This window comes from Streptomyces sp. NPDC046379 (assembly GCF_055587785.1).
In genome coordinates this window covers 54,714-79,083 of record NZ_JBVJFP010000013.1, presented here as the reverse complement: position 1 = coordinate 79,083, position 24,370 = coordinate 54,714, and the positions used below count along the sequence as shown (strand labels likewise).

24 protein-coding genes are annotated in these 24,370 nt (G+C 71.6%); 19 read left to right on the top strand and 5 right to left on the bottom strand.

Going from position 1 to position 24,370, the window contains the following annotated elements:
- Positions 1-26 precede the first annotated feature (26 nt).
- From prmC to ACZ6KF_RS22790, 15 genes are all read left to right on the top strand, one after another.
- Positions 27-872, top strand: a complete 846-nt coding sequence (gene prmC / locus ACZ6KF_RS22860; protein ID WP_356626723.1) for a peptide chain release factor N(5)-glutamine methyltransferase — start codon at positions 27-29, stop codon at positions 870-872.
- Positions 873-932: 60 nt separating this feature from the next.
- Positions 933-1,580: an L-threonylcarbamoyladenylate synthase gene (locus ACZ6KF_RS22855; RefSeq protein ID WP_356626725.1), complete on the top strand. Its 648-nt coding sequence runs from the start codon at positions 933-935 to the stop codon at positions 1,578-1,580.
- Positions 1,577-2,254: an arsenate reductase/protein-tyrosine-phosphatase family protein gene (locus ACZ6KF_RS22850; RefSeq protein ID WP_356626726.1), complete on the top strand. Its 678-nt coding sequence runs from the start codon at positions 1,577-1,579 to the stop codon at positions 2,252-2,254. Before ACZ6KF_RS22855 ends, ACZ6KF_RS22850 begins: the two co-directional genes overlap by 4 nt.
- Before the next feature lie 86 nt (positions 2,255-2,340).
- Entirely contained in the window at positions 2,341-3,612 is a 1,272-nt protein-coding gene (locus ACZ6KF_RS22845) for a serine hydroxymethyltransferase (RefSeq protein ID WP_469239814.1), read from the top strand.
- A 140-nt stretch (positions 3,613-3,752) separates the two neighbouring features.
- Positions 3,753-5,075, top strand: a complete 1,323-nt coding sequence (locus ACZ6KF_RS22840; RefSeq protein ID WP_356626729.1) for an MraY family glycosyltransferase — start codon at positions 3,753-3,755, stop codon at positions 5,073-5,075.
- A 288-nt stretch (positions 5,076-5,363) separates the two neighbouring features.
- A complete protein-coding gene (locus ACZ6KF_RS22835) occupies positions 5,364-5,777 on the top strand; it encodes a hypothetical protein (RefSeq protein ID WP_356626731.1) in 414 nt (137 codons plus the stop codon).
- A gap of 210 nt (positions 5,778-5,987) precedes the next feature.
- Positions 5,988-6,827, top strand: coding sequence for a F0F1 ATP synthase subunit A (gene atpB, locus ACZ6KF_RS22830; protein ID WP_356626733.1), 840 nt, complete (start codon positions 5,988-5,990; stop codon positions 6,825-6,827).
- Positions 6,828-6,902: 75 nt separating this feature from the next.
- Entirely contained in the window at positions 6,903-7,124 is a 222-nt protein-coding gene (gene atpE / locus ACZ6KF_RS22825) for an ATP synthase F0 subunit C (protein ID WP_004925497.1), read from the top strand.
- Between the two features lie 42 nt (positions 7,125-7,166).
- Positions 7,167-7,718 (top strand): F0F1 ATP synthase subunit B, encoded by a 552-nt coding sequence (locus ACZ6KF_RS22820; RefSeq protein ID WP_356626735.1) that lies wholly within the window; start codon positions 7,167-7,169, stop codon positions 7,716-7,718.
- Complete coding sequence (locus ACZ6KF_RS22815; RefSeq protein ID WP_356626737.1) at positions 7,715-8,530, top strand: F0F1 ATP synthase subunit delta; 816 nt, start codon at positions 7,715-7,717, stop codon at positions 8,528-8,530. The genes ACZ6KF_RS22820 and ACZ6KF_RS22815 overlap by 4 nt, the downstream gene beginning before the upstream one ends.
- 145 nt (positions 8,531-8,675) lie before the next feature.
- On the top strand, positions 8,676-10,274 hold the full coding sequence (atpA, locus tag ACZ6KF_RS22810) for a F0F1 ATP synthase subunit alpha (RefSeq protein ID WP_356626739.1): 1,599 nt from the start codon (positions 8,676-8,678) through the stop codon (positions 10,272-10,274).
- A 20-nt stretch (positions 10,275-10,294) separates the two neighbouring features.
- Positions 10,295-11,212 carry a F0F1 ATP synthase subunit gamma gene (locus tag ACZ6KF_RS22805; RefSeq protein WP_356626741.1) on the top strand — a complete coding sequence of 306 codons (918 nt, stop codon included), beginning with the start codon at positions 10,295-10,297 and terminating at the stop codon, positions 11,210-11,212.
- A complete protein-coding gene (gene atpD / locus ACZ6KF_RS22800) occupies positions 11,212-12,648 on the top strand; it encodes a F0F1 ATP synthase subunit beta (protein WP_356626743.1) in 1,437 nt (478 codons plus the stop codon). Before ACZ6KF_RS22805 ends, atpD begins: the two co-directional genes overlap by 1 nt.
- Positions 12,649-12,774: 126 nt before the next feature.
- On the top strand, positions 12,775-13,152 hold the full coding sequence (locus tag ACZ6KF_RS22795) for a F0F1 ATP synthase subunit epsilon (RefSeq protein WP_356626744.1): 378 nt from the start codon (positions 12,775-12,777) through the stop codon (positions 13,150-13,152).
- A 130-nt stretch (positions 13,153-13,282) separates the two neighbouring features.
- Positions 13,283-13,729 (top strand): DUF2550 domain-containing protein, encoded by a 447-nt coding sequence (locus tag ACZ6KF_RS22790; RefSeq protein WP_356626745.1) that lies wholly within the window; start codon positions 13,283-13,285, stop codon positions 13,727-13,729.
- Positions 13,730-14,008: 279 nt separating this feature from the next.
- Here ACZ6KF_RS22790 and ACZ6KF_RS22785 read toward each other — a convergent pair whose 3' ends face one another.
- The 3 genes from ACZ6KF_RS22785 to ACZ6KF_RS22775 all read right to left on the bottom strand — a co-directional run bounded on the left by ACZ6KF_RS22785 (position 14,009) and on the right by ACZ6KF_RS22775 (position 17,787).
- Entirely contained in the window at positions 14,009-15,838 is a 1,830-nt protein-coding gene (locus tag ACZ6KF_RS22785) for a glycoside hydrolase family 18 chitinase (protein WP_356626747.1), read from the bottom strand.
- A gap of 120 nt (positions 15,839-15,958) precedes the next feature.
- Positions 15,959-16,600, bottom strand: coding sequence for a response regulator transcription factor (locus tag ACZ6KF_RS22780; RefSeq protein ID WP_356626749.1), 642 nt, complete (start codon positions 16,598-16,600; stop codon positions 15,959-15,961).
- Positions 16,597-17,787, bottom strand: coding sequence for a sensor histidine kinase (locus ACZ6KF_RS22775; RefSeq protein ID WP_356626750.1), 1,191 nt, complete (start codon positions 17,785-17,787; stop codon positions 16,597-16,599). The genes ACZ6KF_RS22780 and ACZ6KF_RS22775 overlap by 4 nt, the downstream gene beginning before the upstream one ends.
- A gap of 173 nt (positions 17,788-17,960) precedes the next feature.
- Here ACZ6KF_RS22775 and ACZ6KF_RS22770 point away from each other — a divergent pair, with 173 nt between their 5' ends.
- Complete coding sequence (locus ACZ6KF_RS22770) at positions 17,961-18,587, top strand: hypothetical protein (RefSeq protein WP_356626752.1); 627 nt, start codon at positions 17,961-17,963, stop codon at positions 18,585-18,587.
- Here ACZ6KF_RS22770 and ACZ6KF_RS22765 read toward each other — a convergent pair.
- Together ACZ6KF_RS22765 and ACZ6KF_RS22760 are read right to left on the bottom strand one after the other, a co-directional pair.
- The gene (locus ACZ6KF_RS22765; RefSeq protein WP_356626754.1) at positions 18,513-19,085 is read right to left on the bottom strand and encodes a cob(I)yrinic acid a,c-diamide adenosyltransferase; all 573 of its coding nucleotides are present in this window, start codon (positions 19,083-19,085) and stop codon (positions 18,513-18,515) included. The two genes, ACZ6KF_RS22770 and ACZ6KF_RS22765, sit on opposite strands and share 75 nt — an antisense overlap.
- 19 nt (positions 19,086-19,104) lie before the next feature.
- Positions 19,105-19,758: a maltokinase N-terminal cap-like domain-containing protein gene (locus ACZ6KF_RS22760; RefSeq protein ID WP_469239812.1), complete on the bottom strand. Its 654-nt coding sequence runs from the start codon at positions 19,756-19,758 to the stop codon at positions 19,105-19,107.
- A 458-nt stretch (positions 19,759-20,216) separates the two neighbouring features.
- On the opposite strand from ACZ6KF_RS22760, the gene ACZ6KF_RS22755 reads away from it, so the two are divergent.
- From ACZ6KF_RS22755 to ACZ6KF_RS22745, 3 genes are all read left to right on the top strand, one after another.
- A complete protein-coding gene (locus ACZ6KF_RS22755; protein ID WP_356626758.1) occupies positions 20,217-21,065 on the top strand; it encodes a 3-hydroxyacyl-CoA dehydrogenase family protein in 849 nt (282 codons plus the stop codon).
- Positions 21,066-21,211: 146 nt separating this feature from the next.
- Positions 21,212-21,535 carry an STAS domain-containing protein gene (locus ACZ6KF_RS22750; RefSeq protein WP_356626760.1) on the top strand — a complete coding sequence of 108 codons (324 nt, stop codon included), beginning with the start codon at positions 21,212-21,214 and terminating at the stop codon, positions 21,533-21,535.
- A 257-nt stretch (positions 21,536-21,792) separates the two neighbouring features.
- Positions 21,793-24,339, top strand: a complete 2,547-nt coding sequence (locus ACZ6KF_RS22745) for an ATP-binding protein (RefSeq protein ID WP_469177382.1) — start codon at positions 21,793-21,795, stop codon at positions 24,337-24,339.
- The last annotated feature ends 31 nt before the right edge of the window (positions 24,340-24,370 follow it).

The following is a 24,370-nucleotide window of genomic DNA, read 5'->3' as shown; positions in this document are numbered from 1 at the left end:
CGACGAGTACGACACGGAGGACTTGCGTGAACCTGCTGCTCGCGGAGGTGGCCCAGGCCACCCAGCGCCTGGCCGACGCCGGCGTGCCCTCGCCGCGCAACGACGCGGAGGAGCTCGCCGCGTTCGTGCACGGCGTGAAGCGGGGCGAGCTGCACTCCGTGAAGGACTCCGACTTCGACGCCCGCTACTGGGAGGTCGTCGCTCGCCGTGAGCAGCGCGAGCCGCTGCAGCACATCACCGGCCGCGCCTTCTTCCGCTACCTGGAGCTCCAGGTGGGCCCCGGCGTCTTCGTGCCCCGTCCGGAGACCGAGTCGGTCGTCGGCTGGGCGATAGACGCCGTGCGCGCCATGGACGTCGTGGAGCCCTGCATCGTCGACCTGTGCACCGGGTCCGGCGCCATCGCCCTCGCCCTCGCCCAGGAGGTGCCGCGCTCGCGCGTGCACGCCGTGGAGCTGTCCGAGGAGGCGCTGCGCTGGACCCGCAAGAACATGGAGGGCTCCCGCGTCGACCTGCGCCAGGGCGACGCCCTGGACGCCTTCCGCGACCTCGACGGCCAGGTCGACCTGGTGATCTCCAACCCGCCCTACATCCCGCTCACCGAATGGGAGTACGTCGCTCCCGAGGCGCGGGACTACGACCCCGAGATGGCGCTGTTCTCCGGCGAGGACGGCCTCGACCTGATCCGCGGCCTGGAACGCACCGCGCACCGGCTGCTGCGCCCCGGCGGCGTCGTCGTCATCGAGCACGCCGACACCCAGGGCGGCCAGGTGCCGTGGATCTTCACCGAGGAACGCGGGTGGGCCGACGCGGCCGACCACCCCGACCTCAACAACCGCCCGCGCTTCGCCACCGCCCGCAAGGCGATGCCGTGAGCGCACCCCACCCCTTCCCTTCTTCCCCCCAGCAGCTCGTGTACGAGGAGGCCCGCTGACATGGCACGGCGATACGACACCAACGACGCGACCGACCGCGCGACCGGTCTGCGCGAGGCCGCGTCCGCCGTCCGCCGTGGCGAGCTGGTGGTCCTCCCGACCGACACCGTGTACGGCATCGGCGCCGACGCGTTCTCCGCGGAGGCCGTCGCCGACCTGCTGGCCGCCAAGGGCCGGGGCCGCAACATGCCCACGCCCGTCCTCATCGGCTCCCCGAACACCCTGCACGGCCTCGTCACCGACTTCTCCGAGCAGGCCTGGGAGCTGGTCGACGCGTTCTGGCCGGGCGCCCTCACCCTCGTCGCCCGCCACCAGCCGTCCCTCCAGTGGGACCTGGGCGACACCCGGGGCACCGTCGCCGTGCGGATGCCGCTGCACCCGGTCGCCATCGAACTGCTCACCGAGGTCGGCCCCATGGCCGTCTCCTCCGCCAACCTCACCGGCCACCCCGCGCCCGAGGACTGCGACGCCGCCCAGCAGATGCTCGGCGACTCCGTCTCCGTCTACCTCGACGGCGGCCCGACCCCCGGCATCGTGCCGTCGTCCATCGTCGACGTCACCAAGCCGGTGCCCGTGCTGCTGCGCGAGGGGGCGCTGTCGCCGGACGAGCTGCGCAAGGTCGTACCCGACCTCGAGGTGGCCAATTGACAGCCCCCGAGGCGGGGCGCGGCATAGGCAACCGGGAACGGCCCGCGGAGGAGACGACGACGTTCGGGTTTCCGCGCGACACCTTCCGCATCCTCCACGTCAGCACCGGCAACGTGTGCCGCTCGCCCATCACCGAGCGGCTCACCCGGCATTTCCTGCACGAGCGCCTCGGCATCCTCGGCGGCGGGCTGATCGTGGAGAGCGCCGGCACCTGGGGCCACGAGGGCGCCCCGATGGAGGCCAACGCCGAGACGGTGCTGGCCGAGTTCGGCGCGGACGCCTCCGGCTTCGTCGGCCGGGAACTGCTCGATGAGCACGTCATCCGCGCCGACCTGGTGCTGACCGCCACCCGCGACCACCGCGCCCAGGTCATCTCCATGGGCCACTCGGCGGGCCTGCGCACCTTCACCCTGAAGGAGTTCACCCGCCTGGTCCGGGCGATCGACCCCGCCACCCTGCCCCCGCTGGAGGACGGCGTCGTCACCCGCGCCCGCGCCCTGGTGCGGGCCGCCGCCGCGCTGCGCGGCTGGCTGCTCGCGCCCACCGCCGAGGCGGACGAGGTGTACGACCCCTACGGCGCCCCGCTGACGTTCTTCCGTTCCGTCGGCGACGAGATACACCAGGCCCTCGACCCGGTCGTCACGGCCCTCACCGGCGTCCCCGCCCGGACCTGACACCCGGCGGGAGCGACGGCCGGGCGCCCCGCCCGCCCCGGGCCTACATTGGACGTACGTCACCGTCGACGCCCCGGGAGCCACCCATGTCGGTCACCCATGCCCCAGCGGCCGATGCCGAAGCCGACGTGCTGCGCCAGCAGGATCCCGAGCTGGCCGAGATCCTGCTCGGCGAGCGCGAGCGGCAGTCGACCACCCTCCAGCTGATCGCCGCCGAGAACTTCACCTCGCCCGCCGTGCTGGCCGCCCTCGGCTCGCCGCTCGCCAACAAGTACGCCGAGGGCTACCCGGGGGCCCGCCACCACGGCGGCTGCGAGATCGTCGACGTCGCCGAGCGCCTCGCCGTGCAGCGGGCCCGCGACCTGTTCGGCGCCGAGCACGCCAACGTCCAGTCCCACTCCGGCAGTTCCGCCGTCCTGGCCGCCTACGCCGCCCTGCTGCGCCCCGGCGACACCGTCCTCGCCCTCGGCCTGCCGCACGGCGGCCACCTCACCCACGGCTCGCCCGCCAACTTCTCCGGCCGCTGGTTCGACTTCGTCGGCTACGGCGTGGACGAGGAGACCGGCCTGATCGCCCACGACCAGGTCCGCGCGCTGGCCCGCAGCCACCGCCCCAAAGCGATCGTGTGCGGCTCCATCGCCTACCCGCGCCACCTCGACTACGCCTTCTTCCGGGAGGTCGCCGACGAGGTGGGCGCCTACCTCATCGCCGACGCGGCGCACCCGATGGGGCTGGTCGCCGGGGGAGCGGCGCCCAGCCCGGTGCCGTACGCCGACGTGGTGTGCGCCACCACCCACAAGGTGCTGCGCGGGCCGCGCGGCGGGATGATCCTGTGCGGCGCGGACCTCGCCGAGCGGGTGGACCGGGCCGTGTTCCCGTTCACCCAGGGCGGCGCGCAGATGCACACCATCGCCGCCAAGGCCGTCGCGTTCGGCGAGGCGGCCACCCCGGCCTTCGCCGCGTACGCCCACCGGGTCGTCGCCAACGCGCGCGCCCTGGCAGCCGCACTGGCCGCCGAGGGGCTCGTCGTCACCACCGGCGGCACGGACACCCACCTGATCACCGCCGACCCGGCCCCGCTCGGCGTGGACGGCCGTGCCGCCCGCGGCCTGCTCGCCGCCGCCGGCATGGTCATGGACTGCTGCGCCCTGCCCCACCCCGGCACGCGCGGACTGCGCCTGGGCACGGCCGCGGTCACCACGCAGGGCATGGGGGAGAGGGAGATGCGGCACATCGCCGAGCTGGCCGCGGGCGTGCTGCGGGGGCGGCGGGACGGCCGGAGGGTGCGCGAGGAGGTGCGCGAACTGGCCGGGGCGTTCCCGCCGTATCCCCGTCATGTCCCGGGCGATGCGGGGTAGACGACCGGGTGCGCCGTCGCGCGCACAGCCAGGCGTGCAACCATCGTCGCTACCCGGCAGTCCCCTCGTATATGCGTCCCGTATCCGGACGTCGCTAGGGTGTGGGGCTGAGATGGCCGGCGAGACTTGTGGGGAAGCCCGTGCGTGAATACCTGCTGACGCTCTGCATCACGGCCGCGGTGACGTATCTGCTCACAGGGCCGGTGCGGAAGTTCGCGATCGTGGCGGGGGCGATGCCGGAGATCCGGGCCCGTGACGTGCACCGGGAGCCCACTCCGCGCCTCGGCGGGATCGCCATGTTCTTCGGCCTGTGCGCGGGTCTGCTGGTCGCCGACCACCTCACCAACCTCAACCACGTCTTCGAGACGTCCAACGAGCCCAGAGCCCTGCTCTCGGGGGCCGCGCTGATCTGGCTGATCGGCGTGCTGGACGACAAGTTCGAGATCGACGCGCTGATCAAGCTGGGCGGTCAGATGATCGCCGCCGGCGTGATGGTCATGCAGGGCCTGACCATCCTGTGGCTGCCGGTGCCGGGCGTCGGCACGGTCGCGCTCACCCAGTGGCAGGGCACGCTGCTGACGGTGGCGCTCGTCGTCATCACCATCAACGCGGTCAACTTCGTGGACGGCCTCGACGGCCTCGCGGCGGGCATGGTGTGCATCGCGTCGGCGGCGTTCTTCATGTACGCCTACCGCATCTGGTACTCGTACGGCATCGAGGCCGCCGCCCCCGCGACCCTGTTCGCGGCCATCCTCATGGGCATGTGCCTGGGCTTCCTGCCGCACAACATGCACCCCGCCCGCATCTTCATGGGCGACTCGGGCTCGATGCTGATCGGCCTCGTCCTGGCGGCGGGCGCGATCTCGGTCACCGGGCAGGTGGACCCGGACGTGATGAAGCTGTTCTCCGGTTCCGAGCGCAACGCCGTGCACCAGATGGTGCCCGTCTACATCCCGCTGGTCATGCCGCTGACCATCATCGCGATCCCGGCCGCCGACCTGGTGCTCGCCATCGTCCGCCGGACCTGGCGCGGCCAGTCCCCGTTCGCCGCCGACCGCGGCCACCTGCACCACCGCCTGCTGGAGATCGGCCACTCGCACAGCCGGGCCGTGCTGATCATGTACTTCTGGTCGGCCCTGATCGCCTTCGGCGCGCTCGCCTACTCCGTCAACTCGGCGTCCATGTGGATCGTCCTCGGCATCGTCTTCCTCAGCGCGATCGGCCTGGCCCTGCTGCTGATGCCGCGCTTCACCCCGCGCGCCCCGGTCTGGGCGGAGCGCTTCGTGCCCCCGCGCTACCGTCGCAGGGCGCTCGCCGAGCCGGCCCCGGCACCGGCGCCGGCCGCCGCGGAGGCGCCGGCGGAGACCCCGGCCGTGGAGGAGCACCGTACGCCTGTGGCCGTTGGGGTGTCCGGGGTCAACGGGGCGACCGCCGTGGGCCCTCGATCGCGCTTCACAAGGTAAGAATCTGACTAAAGCATTGCCAACCCGTGGGGGAACGAACCGGTCCTATACCCGACAAAGGGTCCCGGTTTCTGCACAGACGCGCATGTTCACTCTCATGTGTGACAGCTGGCACACCCGGCAGGTAAAGACCTCATCAAATAGTTTGTGATACGGTTCACGAGAACCCCCGGACAGAGCCGAAGGACCGCGAATGCGACGGTCAGGCGGCGTGAGGACCTCTCTCCACCCGGGACTACGCTCGTCCATGACGACACCCCTGCCCCCTTTGAAAGCGGAGTTGCCGCCATGCCGTCCAACGACGTCCGGATCCTGGCCCAGGCCGCTGTGCCCACAGCCGCCGTCGGCGCAGTCGCCGCCGTCGTCAGCGGTGTGGTCGCCGGCGGGGAAGGCGCGATCGGGGCGGTCGTCGCGACGCTCGTGGTGATCCTCTTCATGGGGATCGGCCTCTACGTCCTCCAGCGCACCGCCAGGTCGCTCCCGCACCTCTTCCAGGCCATGGGCCTGATGCTGTACGCGGCCCAGATCCTGCTGCTGTTCGTCTTCGTCGCGGCCTTCAAGAACACGACGCTGTTCCACCCCCGGGCCTTCGCGCTCACCCTGGTCGCCGCCACCCTGGCGTGGATCGCGGCGCAGACGCGGGCGCACATGAAGTCCAAGATCCTCTACGTCGAGCCCGAGAAGTCGGGGCACTCGTCGTGAGGGGTAGGGCCGGGATAAAGGCACATGACAGATCCTGCTATCGTCCGGTGCCAACTGCGGCATCGCGGGCGCGGGCATCCGAGCTGACGCCTGCTCAATCGCGAGGCGAGATGCCCCACAGCCGCCCCCACATCCGTAACACCAGTCCCGTGCCGAACCGCGGCCACATGCCGCGCCGACACAACGAGGTTGCCGTACCTATGCGCCACGATGAAGGAGCCCGCGGTGAGTGCTGACCCGACGCAGGTGCTCGCCTTCGAGACCGACTGCCACCTGTTCGACGGGTGCGGCTTCCCGGCCCCGGGCCTGCACTCGTTCCTCTTCGAGCCGCTCTGGGGCGACGCGGACGGCAACGGCCTGTACTTCAACAAGCCGATGCTGCTGGCCCTGCTGGGCTCGATCATCGTGGTCGGCTTCTTCTGGGCGGCGTTCGCCAAGCCGAAGCTGATCCCGGGCAAGCTCCAGATGGTCGCCGAGGCCGGCTACGACTTCGTACGCCGCGGCATCGTCTACGAGACGATCGGCAAGAAGGAGGGCGAGAAGTACGTCCCGCTCGCCGTCTCGCTGTTCTTCTTCATCTGGATGATGAACCTCTGGTCGATCGTGCCGGTCGCCGCCTTCCCGGTGACCTCGATCATCGCCTACCCGGCGATCCTGGCCCTGATCGTCTACGTCACCTGGGTCTCGCTGACCTTCAAGCGCCACGGCTTCGTCGGCGCCCTCAAGAACTTCACGGGCTACGACAAGTCGCTCGGCCCGGTGCTCCCGCTGGCCATGACCATCGAGTTCTTCTCGAACCTGCTGGTCCGCCCGTTCACGCACGCGGTCCGGCTCTTCGCGAACATGTTCGCCGGTCACACGCTGCTGCTGCTGTTCACCATCGCCGCCTGGTACATGCTGAACGGCATCGGCATCGCCTACTCGGCGGTCTCGTTCGTGATGGTCATCGTGATGACGGCCTTCGAGCTCTTCATCCAGGCGGTCCAGGCGTACGTCTTCGTCCTGCTGACCTGCACCTTCATCCAGGGCGCGCTCGCCGAGCACCACTGAGCGATCCCGCTTTCGCACCCCCCAGTCGTCCGGTGGCCAACCCCCACCGGTCCGTAAAGAGAAGGAAGAACTGGCATGTCCAACCTTGCTGCTGTCACCGGTGACCTCGGTTCCGTCGGTTACGGTCTCGCGGCCATCGGCCCGGGCGTCGGCGTTGGCATCATCTTCGGTAACGGCACGCAGGCCCTCGCCCGCCAGCCCGAGGCGGCCGGCCTGATCCGCGCCAACCAGATCCTGGGCTTCGCCTTCTGTGAGGCGCTCGCCCTCATCGGTCTCGTCATGCCGTTCGTCTACTAAGACGAGCCCTGACGACCGTCCCATTTGACGAAAGGCACTGATGTGACATCCGCCCTGGTTTTCCTGGCGGCTGAGGGTGAGAAGGAGAACCCCCTCATTCCGCCGTGGCCGGAAGTTGTCATCGGCCTCATCGCTTTCGTCATCGTCTTCGGCTTCCTCGCCAAGAAGCTCCTCCCGAACATCAACAAGGTTCTGGAAGAGCGTCGCGAGGCCATCGAGGGCGGTATCGAGAAGGCCGAGGCCGCGCAGACCGAGGCCCAGAGCGTCCTTGAGCAGTACAAGGCACAGCTCGCCGAAGCCCGTCACGAGGCCGCGCGACTGCGCCAGGAGGCGCAGGAGCAGGGAGCCGCGCTCATCGCCGAGATGCGCGCGGAAGGCCAGCGGCAGCGCGAGGAGATCGTCGCCGCCGGTCACGCCCAGATCGAGGCCGACCGCAAGGCCGCGTCCTCCGCGCTGCGCCAGGACGTCGGCAAGCTCGCCACCGACCTGGCCGGCAAGCTGGTCGGCGAGTCCCTCGAGGACCACGCCCGGCAGAGCCGCGTGATCGACCGCTTCCTCGACGAGCTCGAGGAGAAGGCCGAGGCGTCTCGATGAACGGAGCGAGCCGCGAGGCCCTGGCAGCCGCACGTGAGCGTCTCGACGCGCTGACGGACGCCACGTCCGTGGACGCGCAGCGGCTCGCCGAGGAGCTGGCCGCGGTGACCGCGCTGCTCGACCGCGAGGTGTCGCTGCGTCGGGTCCTGACCGACCCGGCGCAGGCCGGTGAGGCCAAGGCCGACCTGGCCCGGCGCCTGATCGGCGGGCAGGTCGGCGGCGAGACCGTGGACCTGCTGTCCGGCATGGTGCGCTCCCGCTGGTCGCAGTCGCGCGACCTGGTGGACGCCCTCGAGGAGCTGGCGGCCGTCGCCGACCTCACCGCCGCGCAGAAGGCGGGCACGCTCGACAACGTCGAGGACGAGTTGTTCCGGTTCGGCCGGATCGTCTCCTCGAACACCGAGCTGCGCGCCGCGCTGACCGACCGCAAGGCCACCACCGCGGCCAAGGGCGAGCTGCTGCGCAGCCTGCTCGGCGGCCGGGCCGAGGCCGCCACCGAGCGGCTGGTGACGCGCCTGGTGACCGCGCCGCGAGGCCGTAGCCTGGAGACGGGACTGGAGTCCCTGTCCAAGCTCGCCGCCGAGCGCCGTGACCGCACGGTCGCCGTCGTCACCTCGGCGGTCCCGCTGAGCGACTCGCAGAAGCAGCGCCTCGGCGCCGCCCTCGCGAAGCTCTACGGCCGCCGGATGCACCTCAACCTCGACGTGGACCCCGAGGTCCTCGGCGGGATCCGGGTGCGGGTCGGCGACGAGGTCATCAACGGCTCCATCGCGGACCGGCTGGAAGACGCGAGCCGCCGCCTGGCGGGCTGACGGCACCGCCGGCAGCGCACAAACAGAACGCAGTACGTACTTACGGCCCTGGTTGGGCCGTGCAGAGGATTCACCTCCTGTTGGGGGGAGTCCCCATCCCCCCAAAGTGAAACTTCGGGCCCAACAAGGAGAGCAGGGAACCCAGATGGCGGAGCTCACGATCCGGCCGGAGGAGATCCGGGACGCACTGGAGACCTTCGTCCAGTCGTACAAGCCGGACGCGGCCTCGCGCGAGGAGGTCGGTACGGTCACCCTTGCCGGCGACGGCATCGCGAAGGTCGAGGGCCTCCCCTCGGCCATGGCCAACGAACTGCTGAAGTTCGAGGACGGCACCCTCGGTCTCGCCCTCAACCTCGAGGAGCGCGAGATCGGTTGCGTCATCCTCGGCGAGTTCAGCGGCATCGAGGAGGGTCAGCCGGTCACCCGTACCGGCGAGGTGCTCTCCGTGGCAGTGGGCGAGGGCTACCTCGGCCGCGTCGTCGACCCGCTCGGCAACCCGATCGACGGCCTCGGCGAGATCGAGACCTCGGGCCGCCGCGCCCTCGAGCTGCAGGCCCCCACGGTCATGCAGCGCAAGTCGGTGCACGAGCCCATGGAGACGGGCTACAAGGCCGTCGACGCGATGACCCCGATCGGCCGTGGCCAGCGTCAGCTGATCATCGGCGACCGTCAGACCGGCAAGACCGCGCTGGCCGTCGACACGATCATCAACCAGCGCGACAACTGGCGCTCGGGCGACCCGAAGAAGCAGGTCCGCTGCATCTACGTCGCCATCGGCCAGAAGGGCTCGACCATCGCGTCGGTCCGCCGCGCGCTGGAGGAGAACGGCGCGCTGGAGTACACGACCATCGTCGCCGCCCCGGCGTCCGACCCGGCCGGCTTCAAGTACCTCGCCCCCTACACCGGCTCGGCCATCGGCCAGCAGTGGATGTACGAGGGCAAGCACGTCCTGATCATCTTCGACGACCTGTCGAAGCAGGCCGACGCCTACCGCGCCGTGTCCCTGCTGCTGCGCCGTCCGCCGGGCCGCGAGGCCTACCCGGGCGACGTCTTCTACCTGCACTCCCGTCTGCTGGAGCGCTGCGCCAAGCTCTCCGACGACATGGGCGCCGGCTCGATGACCGGTCTGCCGATCGTCGAGACCAAGGCCAACGACGTGTCGGCGTTCATCCCGACCAACGTCATCTCCATCACCGACGGCCAGTGCTTCCTGGAGTCGGACCTGTTCAACGCCGGTCAGCGCCCCGCGCTGAACGTCGGTATCTCCGTCTCCCGAGTCGGCGGTTCCGCGCAGCACAAGGCGATGAAGCAGGTCTCCGGCCGTCTGCGCGTGGACCTGGCCCAGTTCCGCGAGCTGGAGGCGTTCGCCGCCTTCGGTTCCGACCTGGACGCCGCGTCGAAGGCGCAGCTGGAGCGCGGTCAGCGCATGGTCGAGCTGCTGAAGCAGAACCAGTACCAGCCGATGTCCACCGAGGACCAGGTCGTCTCCGTCTGGGCCGGCACCACCGGCAAGATGGACGACGTCCCCGTCGCCGACATCCGCCGCTTCGAGAAGGAGCTCCTGGAGTACCTGCACCGCAAGGAGCAGGGCCTCATGACCTCCATCCGCGAGGGCGGCAAGATGTCCGACGACACCCTCGGCGCCGTTGCCGACGCCATCGCGGAGTTCAAGAAGCAGTTCGAGACCTCGGACGGCAAGCTTCTCGGCGAGGACGCCCCGGCGGCTGTCAACGTCTCCAAGTGACGTAGGAAGGGACCTGACTCATGGGAGCCCAGCTCCGGGTCTACAAGCGTCGCATCCGATCCGTCACCGCGACCAAGAAGATCACCAAGGCGATGGAGATGATCGCCGCCTCGCGCGTCGTCAAGGCGCAGCGCAAGGTGGCGGCCTCCACGCCGTACGCGCAGGAACTGACCCGCGCGGTCACGGCGGTCGGCACCGGGTCGAACACGAAGCACCCGCTGACCACCCAGGCCGAGACGGTCACCCGGTCCGCGGTCCTGCTGCTGACCAGCGACCGCGGTCTGGCCGGCGCCTTCAACTCCAACGCCATCAAGGCGGCGGAGCAGCTGACCGAGCGCCTGGAGCGCGAGGGCAAGCAGGTCGACACGTACATCGTCGGCCGGCGTGGTGTGGCGCACTACAACTTCCGTGAGCGCAAGGTCGCGGAGTCGTGGACGGGCTTCACCGACGAGCCCTCGTACGCGGACGCCAAGAAGGTCGCGGCGCCGCTGATCGAGGCCATCCAGAAGGACACGGCCGAGGGCGGCGTGGACGAGATCCACATCGTCTTCACCGAGTTCGTCTCGATGATGACGCAGACGGCGCTCGACGACCGCCTGCTGCCGCTCAGCCTCGACGAGGTCGCGCAGGAGGCGTCTGCCAAGGACGAGATCCTCCCGCTGTACGACTTCGAGCCGTCGGCGGAGGACGTCCTCGACGCCCTGCTGCCGCGGTACGTCGAGAGCCGGATCTACAACGCGCTGCTTCAGTCGGCCGCTTCCAAGCACGCCGCCACCCGGCGTGCGATGAAGTCGGCCACCGACAACGCGGGCGAGCTGATCAACACGCTCTCCCGTCTTGCCAACGCGGCCCGCCAGGCCGAAATCACCCAGGAAATCAGCGAGATCGTCGGTGGCGCCAGCGCCCTGGCCGACGCGACCGCGGGGAGTGACCGCTAATGACCACCACTGTTGAGACCGCGACGGCTACGGGCCGCGTCGCCCGGGTCATCGGCCCGGTCGTCGACGTGGAGTTCCCCGTCGACGCGATGCCGGAGATCTACAACGCTCTGCACGTCGAGGTGGCCGACCCGGCCAACGCCGGCGAGAAGAAGACGCTGACCCTCGAGGTCGCCCAGCACCTGGGCGACGGTCTGGTCCGCACCATCTCCATGCAGCCGACCGACGGCCTGGTCCGCCAGGCCCCGGTCGTCGACACCGGCGACGGCATCACCGTCCCGGTCGGCGACTTCACCAAGGGCAAGGTGTTCAACACCCTCGGTGAGGTGCTGAACGTCGACGAGAAGTACACGGGCGAGCGCTGGTCCATCCACCGCAAGGCCCCGAACTTCGACGAGCTCGAGTCGAAGACCGAGATGTTCGAGACCGGCGTCAAGGTCATCGACCTGCTGACCCCGTACGTCAAGGGCGGCAAGATCGGTCTGTTCGGCGGCGCCGGCGTCGGCAAGACGGTGCTCATCCAGGAGATGATCTACCGCGTCGCCAACAACCACGACGGTGTGTCGGTGTTCGCCGGCGTCGGTGAGCGCACCCGTGAGGGCAACGACCTCATCGACGAGATGAGCGAGTCGGGCGTCATCGACAAGACCGCGCTGGTCTTCGGCCAGATGGACGAGCCCCCGGGCACCCGTCTGCGCGTCGCGCTGGCCGGCCTGACCATGGCCGAGTACTTCCGCGACGTCCAGAAGCAGGACGTGCTGTTCTTCATCGACAACATCTTCCGCTTCACCCAGGCCGGTTCCGAGGTGTCGACCCTGCTCGGCCGTATGCCCTCCGCGGTGGGCTACCAGCCGAACCTGGCCGACGAGATGGGTCTCCTCCAGGAGCGCATCACCTCGACCCGCGGTCACTCGATCACCTCCATGCAGGCGATCTACGTCCCCGCGGACGACCTGACCGACCCGGCCCCGGCCACCACCTTCGCCCACCTCGACGCGACGACGGTTCTGTCCCGTCCGATCTCGGAGAAGGGCATCTACCCGGCCGTGGACCCGCTGGACTCCACGTCCCGCATCCTGGACCCGCGCTACATCGCGCAGGACCACTACGACGCCGCCATGCGCGTCAAGAACATCCTGCAGAAGTACAAGGACCTCCAGGACATCATCGCGATCCTCGGTATCGACGAGCTCGGCGAGGAGGACAAGCTCGTCGTCCACCGTGCCCGTCGCGTGGAGCGCTTCCTGTCCCAGAACACCCACGTCGCCAAGCAGTTCACCGGCGTCGACGGGTCGGACGTCCCGCTGGACGAGTCGATCGCGGCCTTCAACGCGATCTGCGACGGCGAGTACGACCACTTCCCGGAGCAGGCGTTCTTCATGTGCGGTGGTATCGAGGACCTGAAGAAGAACGCGAAGGAGCTGGGCGTCTCCTGACCCCCGCGCTCTTGATGAGGGGCGGGATCCACCCGCGCGGGGTGTGTCCTGCCCCTCTCCGCACTCCTACTAGAATTGACCCCAACACCCGGCAGACCCGCCGGGTGGTGACCCGAGGAGCCACCCTTGGCTGCTGAGCTGCACGTCGCGCTGGTCGCGGCCGACCGAGAGGTCTGGTCCGGCGAGGCCACCCTGGTCGTCGCGCGCACCACGTCCGGCGACATCGGCGTCATGCCCGGTCACCAGCCGCTGCTCGGTGTGCTGGAGTCGGGCCCGGTGACCATCCGCACGAGTGATGGTGGAACGGTCGTCGCCGCGGTGCACGGCGGTTTCATCTCGTTCGCGGACAACAAGCTGTCGCTGCTGGCCGAGATCGCCGAGCTGTCGGAGGAGATCGACGTCCAGCGCGCCGAGCGGGCGCTGGAGCGCGCGAAGTCCGAGGACGACGCCTTTGCCGAGCGTCGTGCGGAGGTACGACTGCGTGCGGCGACCGCGGGGCGCTGAGCGCACCCGCGTACGCGATGACGTCACTCAGCCGCGGCTGGGACCGGAGCGATCCGGTGCCGGTCGCGGCTGAGGCAGATATGGATGTTTTTTCCGTTCCGTTACCTAGGAGACGAGGAGGTCGGTGTCGATGGTCCTCGCTCTGACTGTGTGCGGAATCGTGGTGTTCCTGGTGGTGCTGGGGCTCGCCGTCTTCGGCCTGCGGCGCCGGCTGATCCAGCGCTCCGGCGGCACGTTCGACTGCAGCCTGCGCTGGGACGCCCCGGTGACGCCGGACGGTGACGGAAAGGGCTGGGCCTACGGGGTGGCCCGCTACAACGGAGATCGGGTCGAATGGTTCCGCGTCTTCTCCTACGCCCCCCGCCCGCGCCGCGTCCTGGAACGCGCCTCGATCGAGGTGGCCGGCCGCCGCCTGCCCGAGGGCGAGGAGGAGCTGGCGCTGCTGTCCGACGCGGTGATCCTCGCGTGTCTGCACCGGGGGACGCGGCTGGAGCTGGCGATGAGCGAGGATGCGCTCACCGGGTTCCTGGCGTGGCTGGAGGCGGCTCCGCCGGGCCAGCGGGTGAACGTGGCCTGAGTCCGGCCGGCGCCTGACGTCCGACGCCCCACCGCCCCTCTTCGAGGGATCGGGAGGGGCGTATTCGTTTGTGGGGCGGGGTGGGGGTGTCCCGGGCGAGATGGGTCGGGTGCGGGTCGTGGTGGGCCGGTCGCGCGGTTCCCCGCGCCCCTTCGGGGCGTTTCCGGTGCCCGGCGGCAGAGGCCGAGCGCCTGGAAGGCGCCTGCTCCGGCCGGGGCCGGGGGAAAAGGGCGAGCCCGCCGCAGGGGTCTCCTGCGACGGGCTCGGGGTGGAGCTGGGTTACTTCAGGCCGTTGCTGATCGCCGTGACCAGTTCGCCGTTGCTGGTGTCGCCGCTGAACTCCCAGAAGAACGCGCCGCCCAGGCCCTGGTTCTTGGCCCAGGCCATCTTGCCCGCGATCGTCGCCGGGGTGTCGTAGGACCACCAGTTGGTGCCGCAGTGGGCGTAGGCCGTGCCGGCGATGGTGCCGGTGGCCGGGCAGGCCGTCTTGAGGACCTTGTAGTCCTCGATGCCCGCCTCGTACGTGCCCGGCGCCGCGCCGGTCGCCGTGCCGCCCGGGGCGGACTGGGTGACGCCGGTCCAGCCGCGGCCGTAGAAGCCGATGCCGAGCAGCAGCTTGGCGGCCGGCACGCCCTTCGCCTTGAGCTTGGCGATCGCGTCCGCGGAGTTGAAGCCCGCGGTCGGGATGCCCGGGTACGAGGTGAGCGGGGAGTGCGGGGCCGTCGGGCCGGTCTTGGCCCAGGCGCCGAAGTAGTCGTACGTCATCACGTTGTACCAGTCGAGGTACTGCGCCGCGCCGCCGTAGTCGGCCGCGTCGATCTTGCCGCCCTCGGAGCCGTCCGCGGTGATCGCGGCGGTGATGAGGTAGTCCTTGCCGAACTCGGCGCGCAGCGCCTGGGAGAGGGTCTTGAACGCCGCCGGACCCGAGGTGTCGCAGGTCAGGCCGCAGGCGTTCGGGTACTCCCAGTCGATGTCGATGCCGTCGAAGACGTCGGCCCAGCGCGGGTCCTCCACGACGGCCTTGCAGGACTTGGCGAACGCCGCGGCGTTCTGCGAGGCCTGGCCGAAGCCGCCGGAGTAGGTCCAGCCGCCGAACGAGTACAGCACCTTGATGTGCGGGTACTTCGCCTTCAGCTGGCGCAGCTGGTTGAAGTTGCCGCGCAGCGGCTGGTCCCAGGTGTCGGCGGTGCCGCTGACGGACTGGTCGGCGGTGTACGCCTTGTCGTAGGCGGCGTAGGTGTCGTCGACGGTGCACTGACCGTTCTTGACGTTGCCGAACGAGTAGTTGATGTGCGTGATCTTGGACGCGGAGCCCGAGGTCACCAGGTTCTTGACGTGGTAGTTGCGCCCGTAGACGCCCCACTCGGTGAAGTAGCCCAGGTTGACCTTGGTGCCGGGGGGCGGCTCCTCGCCGCTGCCGCCGCCGGTGGTGCGCACGGCGACCGAGCCGCTGACCGGGCCGGTCTGGTCGGCGGTGTCACGGGCCTGCACGGTGTAGGAGTAGTCCGTGCCGGCACTCAGGCCGGTGTCCGTGTAGGTGGTGCCGGTGACCGTGGCGACCTTGGCGCCGCCGCGCAGGACGTCGTAGTTCTTGATGCCCTTGTCGTCGGTGGCCGCGCTCCAGGTGAGCTTCACCGAGGTGTCGGTGACGGAGGAGGCGGTCGGGGTGCCGGGCGCGGAGGGGGCCGCGTCGCCGGGCACGGACGGGCCGCCGTCGCAACTGCCGCCGTTGAGCTTACAGTTGGTGGGCGAGCCGGTGCCGGTGCCGTTGAAGCCGAAGGAGACGGACGCGCCGGGGGCGAGCGTGCCGTTCCAGGCCTTGTTCTTGGCGGTCCAGTGGGTGCCGGAGGACGTGACGTCGGCGTCCCAGGCGGAGGTGACCGACGTGCCGGAGGGGAAGTCCCACTCGACGGTCCAGGAGCTGATGGACGTGGTGCCGGTGTTCTTCACCGTCCACTTGCCCTCGAAGCCGTTGCCCCAGTCCGAGGCCTTGGTGTAGGTGGCGGTGGCGGACGTGGCGGCCTGGGCCGGGCTCGCGAGGCCGACCAGACCGGCCAGCGGCAGCAACAGGGTCGCGAACCCTGCCGCGGCTCTGTGTCTGAAGCGCATGCTGCGCCTCCTTATGGGGGTTGTGGGGGACATGACTGAGCCTTCATGTCCACGGTGCGGCGAGAATAGAAAGGTCTGGACCACAGGTCAATAGGTCTGGACCACCTACGGCTCGCGAACCTATATCCCCAACTCCTGAGCGAGCACCGCCGCTTGCACCCGGCTGCGCAGCTCCAGCTTCCCCAGCAACCGGCTGACGTGCGTTTTCACCGTTCCCTCGGCCATGTCCAGGCGTATCGCGATCTCCGCGTTGGACAGCCCTTCACCCAGGCAGGAAAGTACCTCGCGTTCGCGCCGGGTCAGCTCCGCGAGCACCGCCCGGTCGGCCTTCGGCTCCCGCGCCGGCCCCGCCGCGAACTCGGCGATGAGCCGCCGCGTCACGGCCGGCGCGATCAGCCCCTCGCCGCGCGCCACCGTCCGCACCGCCTCCAGCAGGTCCCGTGCGTCGGTGTTCTTCAGCAGGAACCCGGCGGCGCCCGCCCTGAGCGCCCCGAACACGTACTCGTCCAGGTCGAAGGTGGTCAGCACCAGCACGTCCGCCAGCTTCTCCGCGACCACCTGCCGGGTGGCCGACACCCCGTCCAGGCGCGGCATCTGAACGTCCATCAGCACCAGGTCCGGCCTCAGTTCGCGGGCCAGCGCCACCGCCTGCTCGCCGTCCGCGGCCTCGCCGACCACCTCGATGTCGGGCGCGCTGCGCAGGATCAGGACCAGCCCGGCGCGGACGGCGGACTGGTCCTCGGCGACGAGGACGCGGATCATGCGGATTCTCCTTCGGTCATGCGGTCCCCCTCGGCGAGGGGCAGACGGGCGTGCACGGTCCACCGGTCGCCCTCGGGCCCGGCCTCCAGCGTCCCGCCGAGCAGCGCGGCACGCTCCCGCATGCCGATCAGTCCGGCGCCGGAGCCCGGGGCGCGGGGGCCGTTCCGGTGACCGTAGGGGCTGGTCACCCGCACGTCGAGGGTGGTGTCGCGGCGGGCGAGGACGACGGCGACCCGGCCGGGGACGGCGTGCTTGAGGGCGTTGGTCAGCGACTCCTGCACGATGCGGTAGGCGGCCAGCTCCACCGGCGCCGGGACCGCGCCGTGCTCGGCCTCCAGGGTGACGTCCAGGCCGTTGCCGCGGGCCGCGCGGACCAGGGCGTCGAGGCCGTCGAGCGTCGGTGTGGCCGCCGGTTCCCGGTCGGCGTCCCCGTCGCGCAGGATGCCGATCAGTCGACGCATCTCGGCCAGTCCGGCGACGCTGTTCTCGCGGATCACGGCGAGGGCCTCGCGGCTGGTGCCGGGGTCGTCCAGGGACAGCGCGGCGGTGGAGTGGATGGCGATGGCGGAGAGGTGGTTGGCCACCATGTCGTGCAGTTCCCGTGCCATACGGGCGCGTTCGGCGACCACCGCCTGCGTCCGGTCCATCTCGGCCAGCAGCGCGGTCTGCTCGGCGCGCAGCCGGGCCGACTCGGCGGCGTCCCGGTGGTTGCGCACGATCAGCCCCGTGGAGGCCGGCGCGAACCCCACGATGCCCACGGCCACGCCGATCAGCAGCACCTCGGGCGCCTGCCACACCGCGAACGGCACGATCGCGGCGGCCACCGACAGCAGCCCCGTCACCCGGGGGATGCGGCGGGCGGCGGCGGGGGAGCCGTACAGGACGGCGGCGTAGATCACGTCGGTGAACATCAGGGCCGTGACCAGGCTGCCCTGGGTGAGCGTGTCCAGCAGGAGCGCCGCCGTCGCGGCGGGCAGCGCGACCCGCGGCGCGGACCGGCGCAGCAGCTCGCAGCCCGCCATCAGCGCCAGCGGCAGCAGGATCGGCCAGCGCCCGGGCCACAGCACGACCGGCTCGTCGGCGGACCGCATGCCCAGACCGATGCCCCACAGCAGCAGCCCGCCCAGCAGGCCCGCCAGCGCGATGTACACGTCGAAGCGGGACGGGCGGGGGAGTCGTACGGCCATGGGACCATCCAACACGGCCCGCGCGGGGCGCGCCTGCTCCTCCGGGACGGTCCCCGGCCCCCCGGCAGTACATCGAAGGATGCAGTCGCGGTTCGTCTGCGGCGACGACGAAATCCGGCCGCCGCGACGGGAGCCTTGAAGGGTGATCCGACGCACTGGGAGGAGCGCGAGCCGTGATCGTCACACTGATCGTCGTCTGTGAGGTCGGCTTCTGGGTGCTGCTGGCCGCCGGCCTGGCCTTCCGCTACCTGCTCAAGATGCCCCGCACCGGACTCGCCCTGCTGCTGTGCGAGCCGCTGCTGGAGGTAGTGCTGCTGGTCGTCACCGCGCTCGACCTGAAGAACGGCGCCGACCCCAGCTGGAAGCACGGCCTGGCCGCCCTCTACATCGGCTACACCGTCGGCCACGGCCACCGCACCGTGAAGTGGCTCGACGGCCACGCCGCCCACCGGTTCGGCGACGCCCCCAAGCCCGCCGGGGCGCCCCGGCACGGCATGGCCCGCGCCCGCCACGAGGGCAAGGTGTGGCTGGGCACGGTCATCGGCGCGGCCACCGCGACCGTGCTGCTCCAGATCGCCGTCTGGTACGTCGACGACGCCTCCCGCGTCACGTCCCTGGAGCAGTGGCGGGCCGTCGCCTGGCAGGTGACCGGCATCCACGGACTGATCGCGCTGTCCTACGCCGTCTTCCCGAAGAAGGCGCCGAAGACGGTGCGGCGGCAGGGCTCAGCGTTCTCCGCCCGGAACCCACAGCACGTCCCCGACGCGGCCGTTGGCCGTGCGCGCGAGGATGAACAGTAGGTCGGAGAGCCGGTTGAGGTAGGTCGCGGTGAGCGGGTTCATCGTCTCGCCGTGCGCCTCCAGCGCGGCCCACGTCGAGCGCTCGGCCCGGCGGACCACCGTGCAGGCCTGGTGCAGCAGGGCCGCGCCGGGGGTGCCGCCGGGCAGGATGAAGGAGCGCAGCTTCTCCAGCCGCTCGTTGAACCGGTCGCAGTCCGCCTCCAGCCGGTCGACGTAGAACTGCTCGACCCGCAGCGGCGGATACTCGGGGTTCTCCACGACCGGCGTCGACAGGTCCGCGCCCACGTCGAACAGGTCGTTCTGGACGCGGGTGAGGACCTTGACGACGTCCTCCTCCAGACCGCCCAGCGCGATGGCCGTGCCGATCACCGCGTTCGCCTCGTTGGCGTCGGCGTACGCGGCGATCCGCAGATCGGTCTTGGCGACCCGGCTCATGTCCCCCAGGGCGGTGGTGCCCTTGTCGCCGGTCCGGGTGTAGATGCGCGTCAGATTGACCATGCGGCCAGCGTAGGCCCGCTCAGTCCGCGAGGGTGAAGAGGATCCCCTGGACGCGGGTCCCGTCCGCCGCGTTCCAGGCGCCGGCGACGTGGCCCGTCGTGCCCGGCGGGGGCAGCGGCGTGCCGCCGGGGGCCGGGTGCGGGGTCCGCAGCACCCGCAGGACCGTGCCGTCCGGCGCCGTCAGCGCGGTGTCCCGCTCGGTGTCGGCCACGGCGGTGAACACGGACGGGACCGGGCCGGCGCCCGCGTGGGCGCGGCTCACCTCACGGTCGGGGGTGTCCGTCTCGCTCTGCGCCTGCGGCTCGGCGCGGCCCTCCACCAGCGCCGCCAGACGGTCCGTCACCACCGGGTCGTGGCAGCCGTCGTACACCCAGCGCCGGCCGAGGACGCCGTGCTCGGTGGTGCCGATGAGGGCGTCCTCGGCCCCCTCCAGCGGAGCGCCCCGGTAGCTGAGCGGCACCAGGTAGGCGGCGCCCGGCTCGGGTCCGGAGCCATCGGTGACGATCATGAACTCGATGCCGACCTCCCCCTCCGGGTCGTCCAGCCGGAAGCCGCCGGCCTTGGTCAGCACGGGCTTCTCCGCGCCCCCGTGGTACCAGGGGCGCGAGGGCAGCCAGGCGGTCAGCAGCTCCAGCTTGGTCGGCTTCAGGGTGGTGCGGTGGATCACGGCCATGCGGGTGGTTCTCCTCCGGTGCAACGGGACGCGGGTCCTCCTACTCTGGCACCCGCCGACCGGCCCGACGATCACTTTCGCCGAGGTATGGCGCGGCGCCGGGCGCGCGAACCCACGCGTGTACGAGGTCCTTCGTCCGTGCGGGCGCTTCGTGCGGGCGTCCGGTCGTACGCGAAGGGCCGGCGCCCGCGCCGGCGTGCGGACAATGCGGGGCAAGACGCCCGTCGAGGCCGGCGCCGACGGGCGACCGGCCGAACCCGCGGCGGCCGAGGGGGCGTTCGCGCCGGGGCGTCGCCGCCGCCCCGGCGCGCGGCACCGCCTGCCGCGCCCTGCCGCCGCCGGTGTGATGTCCGTCATGTGAGACGTGACGCGCGTTACTTACCGGTCACAGCGCGCCTCACGAGCGCTAGTGTCCCGGCGAGAGAAGTAAGGACAGCGCGTATCAGGGGAGTCGCACAGTGGCACGGAAGCTCGCCGTCATCGGGGCCGGTCTCATGGGTTCCGGCATCGCCCAGGTCTCCGCGCAGGCGGGCTGGGACGTCGTCCTGCGCGACGTCACCGACGAGGCGCTGACCCGTGGCACCGACGGCATCAGGGCGTCGTACGACAAGTTCGTCTCCAAGGGCCGGATGGAGGCGCACGACGCCGACGCCGCCCTCGCCCGGATCACCGCGACCACCGACCTCGACGCCGCCGCCGACGCGGACGTCGTGGTCGAGGCCGTGTTCGAGAAGCTCGAGGTCAAGCACGAGATCTTCCGGGCGCTCGACAAGCTCGTGAAGGACGACGCCGTCCTCGCGTCCAACACCTCCGCCATCCCGATCACCAAGATCGCGGCCGCGACGGAGCGCCCGGAGCGCGTGGTCGGCGTCCACTTCTTCTCGCCGGTCCCGATGATGCAGCTGTGCGAACTCGTCCGCGGCCACAAGACCAGCGACGAGACCCTCGCCACCGCGCGGGAGTTCGCCGAGTCGGTCGGCAAGACCTGCATCGTCGTCAACCGCGACGTCGCCGGCTTCGTCACCACCCGGCTCATCTCCGCGCTCGTGGTCGAGGCCACCAAGCTCTACGAGTCCGGCGTCGCCTCCGCCGAGGACATCGACCTCGCCTGCAAGCTGGGCTTCGGGCACGCCATGGGCCCGCTCGCCACGGCCGACCTGACCGGCGTCGACATCCTCCTGCACGCCGCGAGCAACATCTACACCGAGACCCAGGACGAGAAGTTCGCCCCGCCGGAGCTGATGCGCCGGATGGTTGACGCCGGTGACATCGGGCGCAAGAGCGGGCAGGGCTTCTACAAGCACTGAAACAGCACTCGCCCCGAGGGCATCACACCTCGGGGTGAATTCGGTATCGGTTCGCTCACAACCAGCAACCGCATCGCCACGGAAGCCGTCAGACGTTGCACAGCCACCGTTCTGCAGTACGTCAACCGCACTCACGGGGAGCGCATATGCACATCAGGGGCGACCACGCCGAGGTGGTCGTCGGGGGCCGCCTCGACGTCCGCACCGCGGCGGACGCCCGTGCGGTTCTGCACACGGCGGTCGACGACGGCGCCGGAGACCTGATTCTCGACCTGTCCGAACTGGACTCCTGGGACGCCACCGGACTCGGCGTCATCATGGGCGCCCACCGGCGCGCCGGCCGCTGCGGCCGGCGGCTGGTGCTGCGCGGCGTACCGCCCCAGATGCAACGCCTCCTCGTCGCCACCCGGTTGCACCGGATCCTGGCGATCGAGGGCGGCATCGGCGTGGAGTCCCTGCCGCGGGTCTGACCCGGCAGGTGTGAACGGCCGCCCGGGGGAGACCCGGGCAGCCCACGGCGAAACGCCCGACGCGCGCATTCCGCTTGGACCGTGACGTCTCGGACGGCGCGGCACCCCGGGCTGTCGCGGACACCGGCCTGCGGTTAGTGTTCGGACGCCCGCGACTGTTCGACCCTCGAGCGGGCCCGGACCAGAAGCGACAGCGCGGTGTGCGGCAAGGCCGGGAGGGGCTGGACGCACTCGACGCTTTTGGGGGCTTGGAACCTATGGACCCGAACACCCGGGGACCCGAGGAGTACGGCCACGACGACGGCCCGTCGGGCCGGCGGCCGCCCAGGGACCCCCTCACCTCCGACTTCGGCCAGCACGCGCCCGCGCCCGCCCGCACCGCGCGGCTGGTCTCCGGCGACCTGCTGCTCACCGTCAACCCCGTCGACGGCAGCGAGATAGAGGTCTGCCCGCCCGCCGAGCGGCCCGCCCGCCCCGCCAAGCGCACCCCCGCCGAACGCGCCGAGGCGGCCCGCGCCGCCCGCCCCCCTGTCCCGCCGGGCCCCGCCCGGCCCGCGCCGCCGCTCCTCGGCCGCCAGGAGGAACGCGAGCGCCTGATACGCCTGCTCGCCCGTGGCCGTTCGGCCCGCGTCACCGGCCCCGCCGGCTCCGGCCGCACCACCCTGCTCGACACCGTCGCCGAGGACTGCGCCGACCTCGCCCCCGACGGCGTCGTCCGCCTCTGCGGACTGCGCCGCACGGCCGACGACCTGCTCCACGACCTCTTCCACGCCGTCTACGCCGCCCCCGGCCACCGCCCCGACCGCGAGCAACTCCTCGAACTCGTCGGGGAGATCGGCGCGGTCGTCGTCCTGGACGACGCCGAACTCGGCGGCGCCGCGCTGGACGAGCTGCTCGACGCCACCCCCGAGTGCGCCTTCCTGATCGGCGCCGCCCCCGGCGCGCCCGCCCCCTCCGCGGACGCCGGCATCGAGGAGGTCGCCCTCGGGGGCCTCGACCGCGCCGGCGGGCTGCGGCTGCTGGAGCACGCCGTCGGCCGCCCCCTGACCGAGGACGAGGCCAACTGGGCCGGCGACCTGTGGTTCGAGTCCGAGGGCCTGCCCCTGCGGTTCGTGCAGGCCGGCGCCCTGCTGCGGCAGCGCGACCGGCTGCGGGCCGGCGCCGACGCCCTGGACGAGTTCGGCGTCTTCGGCGACATCCCGGCCGACCCGGCCTTCGAGACCCCCGTCGACCCGGCCGCGCTCGCCGACGACGTGCCGCTGCCCTCCCTCGCCGAGGGCGCCGCGCCCGCCGCGCTGCTCGCCTCCCGGCTGAGCCCCTCCGCGCGGGCCACCCTGCGCTTCGCCGTCGCGCTCGGCGGCGAGGTGCCGCACCAGGCCCACCTGCCCGCCCTCGTCGGCGACACCCACGCGGACGCCGCGCTCGGGGAACTGCTCCGCTGCGCCCTGGTCTCCCCGGTGGGCACCCGCTACCGGCTCGCGGCCGGCGTGCGCACCCAGCTGGAGGCCGCCGGATACGCCCAGGACGCCCCGGCCCACGCCCTCACCGCCGCCCGGCACTACGCCTGGTGGGCCGGACACCCCTCCGTCGACCCCGAGCGCGTCGGCGCCGAGGCCGACGCCCTGCTCGCCGCGCTCCAGCCCGCCGCCCCGGTCGGCGACGACGGGGACAGCCCAGCCGTACGGCTGGCCCGCACGGCGGCGCCCGCGTTCGCCGCCGGACTGCACTGGAGCGCCTGGGAACGCGCCCTGCGCGCCGGCGCCGAGGCCGCCCGGCTCGCCGGCGACGTCGCCGAACAGGCCTACTTCCAGCACGAACTGGGCGTCCTCGCACTGTGCCGGGGCCGGCTGGACCGGGCCCGCGCGGAGCTGGAGGCGTCCATCGGGCTGCGCGGCGCCCTCGCCGACAAGCGCGGCACGGTCGCCGGCCGCCGCGCCCTCGCCCTGGTCGCCGACCGCTCGGGCACACCGGGGCTCGCGACCGCACCGGGAGGGGGCACGGCCGCGATCGCCGGGGCCGGTCTCCCGTTCGGCGACGACCTCGCGGACTTCCCGGACGCCTTCGCCGACGGCGACGCCGCCAAGGCGCCCGCGTCGCCGGAGCCTTTCCCCGAACTCCAGCCGCCCACGGACGCCCCGGCGCTGGCCGCGTACGGCGGCGTCTCCGTGCCGGGCACGCCGTCCCGGCACACGCGCGCCGGCCTGCGCGGACTGGCCCGGCGCAACCTGGTCGCGGCCGGCGCGGGCGCCCTGCTCGTGGCGGTGCTCGGCACCGTCGTCACCCTCGGCGCCACCTCCGACAACGACGCCGAGGGCCCGTCCGGCCGCGTCGGCGTCAACCCGACGGCCACCCAGGACGACGGCGAGGAGAACCTCGGCGTGGCGGACGGGGACGACGTGGGCGACACCGGCTCGGCGACCAGCCGGCCCACCGCCCCCGGACCCGACGGCACCCTCGGCACGGCCGACGACCCGACCCCGACGGCCGTCGGCGACAACGGCGACGAGGGAGCGGACGAGCCCGACGCCGAGCCCACCGGCACGACGAAGCCGGACGACGAGGCGGACCCCTCCACGCCGACCAGGCCGTCCACGTCGAAGCCGACCTCGTCGAGCCCGACGCCGAGCCCGTCCTCCGACGAATCGCAGTCGCCCAGCCCGGACCCGACGCCGAGCCAGAGCAGCCCGACGCCCACCGACACCTCGACCAGCCCGTCGACCACCAACTCGGCGACCGGCCCGGGCACTTCGACGGCCTCCTCTCCCGAGGACCCCGAAGACCACGCGGAGGAGCCGGTCATCTGAGAGCCCACCCGGGCCCGGCGGGCGCGGGTGG